This is a genomic window from Flavobacterium sp. (assembly GCF_003525665.1).
Lineage (GTDB): Bacteria > Bacteroidota > Bacteroidia > Flavobacteriales > Flavobacteriaceae > Flavobacterium.
Genome location: NZ_DQDX01000049.1, coordinates 4,791 through 7,847, shown reverse-complemented (window position 1 = coordinate 7,847; position 3,057 = coordinate 4,791). Strand labels below are relative to the sequence as shown.

2 protein-coding genes are annotated in these 3,057 nt (G+C 30.3%); both read left to right on the top strand.

Annotated elements, in window-relative coordinates:
- On the top strand, positions 1 to 1,995 hold a 1,995-nt coding region (locus tag DIU01_RS03415), incomplete at its 5' end, for a VapE domain-containing protein (protein ID WP_290831846.1).
- A gap of 401 nt (positions 1,996 to 2,396) precedes the next feature.
- Positions 2,397 to 2,954 (top strand): restriction endonuclease subunit S, encoded by a 558-nt coding sequence (locus DIU01_RS03410; protein ID WP_290831845.1) that lies wholly within the window; start codon positions 2,397 to 2,399, stop codon positions 2,952 to 2,954.
- Positions 2,955 to 3,057: the final 103 nt, after the last annotated feature.

Sequence of the window (3,057 nt, the reverse complement as noted above, 5' to 3'; positions counted from 1 at the left end):
ATAATTTATTTGCGTAAATCACTATCTGAAAATAAAATGGAAGCTTACGAAAAAGCCAAAAAATCACTTCCAGCATTTACACCTTCAGGAAAATTTATTGGTGGTAGAAAAATGAATTTTTTGGAGGAGTATTCCAATATCATCATTTTAGATATCGATAAATTACAACCAGAACAACTAGCAAAAGTCAATTATTCAGCAAGACAATGCGAGTTTACTTATGCTTGTTTCATTAGTCCTTCAGGCAATGGATTAAAGATTTTAGTAAAAGTAAGCAGCACAAAAGCCGAACACAAAGAAACCTTTTTAGCTATCCAGGATCATTATGAAAAATTACTAAATCTAGAAATTGACAAATCCGGAAAAGACATAACAAGATTATGTTTTTACTCATGGGATGAAAATCTTTTCATAAATGAAAACGCAACCGTCTTTGCGAGTGGAACGAAGCAATCTAATCAAACTGAGCTTGTCGAAGTTCCAAAACTGAAAACTGCGACTGTGACTGCTACTGATTCCGAAGCCATCTACAACCACTGCATAAAATTCACTGAAAAAAAAGTGCAATTTGTGAATGGTAGCCGAAACGTATTCGTACATCAATTAGCCTGTAACCTAAACCGAAAAGGTATATCATTACAAGAAGCTTTAACTTTTATTCTAAATGATTTTGGTTATGATGAAAAAGAAGTAACACAAACAATCAATAGTGCTTACGGAAATGTGCACGAATTCGGTAAAAATGAAAAAGTAGAAGCTCCAAAGAAACCAAAGGAAAAGAACGATTTTTCAATAACAGATACTACTGACGATGACGACGAAGACAAACCTAAACCAACACAAATAGACCGTTTAGAGCTATTTTTATCAACTAGATATGTATTTCGTCACAACATAGTTTCAGGTAAATTAGAGTTCCAATATTTCGGTAAAAAGAAGTGGAATGTAATGAATGATTTTATAGAAAATTCTATGTTACGTGAATGTTTAAAAGGAAGAATTAAAACAAACCTATCTTCATTAAGAAATTTGCTTTATTCTGATTTCTGTCAGCTCTTTAATCCATTTGAAGATTACTTCTATAATTTGCCTACTTATGATGAGAAAACCGATTATATAACAGAATTAGCCAACACAATAACAACAACAAAACAAGATCTTTGGCAGCAATGTTTTAAGAAATGGATTGTAGCAATGGTAGGTTGTGTTTTAGATGATAAAATTATCAATCACACAGTAATTGTCTTCAGTGGAAAACAAGGATTAGGAAAAACAACTTGGGTGGAGAAGTTGGTTCCAAAACAATTAAAAGAATACCTGTTTTCAGGAACTATAAACCCAAACAATAAAGATACTTTAGTACAATTGGCTGAATGTATGTTAATTAATTTGGATGAGTTAGAAAACTTAAATCGTTCTGAAATTGGAAGCTTAAAAGAGATAATTACTAAAACTCAAATAAGAATGCGAAAAGCCTACGGACACAACAACGAAACTATGCCAAGGCGCGCATCATTTGCAGGTAGTGTTAACACAGCTCAGTTCTTAAACGACAGTACAGGAAGCAGACGATTTCTTTGTTTCGAATTAGAAGGCATCCAATACCAACACGAAGTAAATATTGATGATGTTTTTTCACAAGCTTTGTATTTATTCAAAAGTGGATTCAGACATTGGTTCGACCAGGAAGAAATCAAAAACATAACCGAAAACAACGAACAATACCAACTAAGAAGCCCAGAAGAAGAACTACTTTTAACATGGTTTGAATCTTGCGAAAAAGAAAAGGCAACATTATTCTTAAATGCATCTCAAATAGCTGCAAAACTAGCTGAAAAAGCAAAAATCACTATAACTGATGGAACTATTAACAAAATTGGGAAATCATTAAAGAAACACAATTTTTTAAGATTGATGAGAAAAGGAAGTCCAGTATATGCTTTAAAAGAATTAACTTATGAAGAAGTGGATGAAGCTAACAAGAAAGTAGAATAATCAAAATAGCAATAAAAAGAAAGTGGAAATCAAAGGTTTTCACTTTTTTTTGTGCAAACTAATCACTGCAAAGGGTAAACTAAAATTAGGGTGTAAGGTGGTGTAATCAATTTTTTACAGAAACATTTTTATTTTTTTTTAAATTTTATTTTCTAGCAACATAAGATAAAATTAATGCAAATTGATAAACATCAAGTATCATTTTGCACCCAAAACACTATATAAATCAGTGTTTTTTTTAATTTTAAAAATAAATATTTTTTTCTCTTTTTTACGTTACACCCTATTCTAAAATCCATTATTAATAAAATTAGAATATTTCTACAATGAAAAAAACTTGTTTATTTCATTAATTTGCGTATATTTGCATCGAAAACGAATAACATTACAAAAATAGTGAAATGGAAGTTAAATTAAAAGATATTGCAAATATTCAGTTTGGTTACTATGGGCAGACTAGTAAAAATGGCACAATTCCTTATTTACAAGCTAAACATTTTAATGAATTTGGTCAATATATCAATGAAGATGATTATTTCTTAGAAGAAGATGCTAAAGTTACTGCAAATTTCCTTCAAAATGATGATATTCTTTTCGTAGCAAAAGGATTTCGCTTTTTTGCAACGCTGTACAAACAAGAGTTTGGAAATGCTGTGGCATCTTCTATATTTTTTATTATTAGAGTAGATACAACTAAAATTATACCTGCATATTTGGTTTCGGTTTTAAATCTTCCTAAAAACTTATTGTATTTTCAACAATCAGCTTCGGGCAGTTCTATTCCATCTATTCGTAAAAGTGAATTGGCAGATTTTAGTTTCAATCTAATTCCAATAACAGAACAATTTAAAGTAGTTCAAATACAAGAACTTTATCTCAAGGATATTCAAATTACAAATGATATTATCAAAGAAAAACAAAAACTTTTTCAATCAACTATTTCAACAATAATAAAATAACAACAACATGGCTAATAAAAAAAATGATGCTCCAGGTATGAGAGGTGATAGAAGTAGAAACGACAATGGCGAATTAAGACAAAAAAGAAGTGACACCCATATT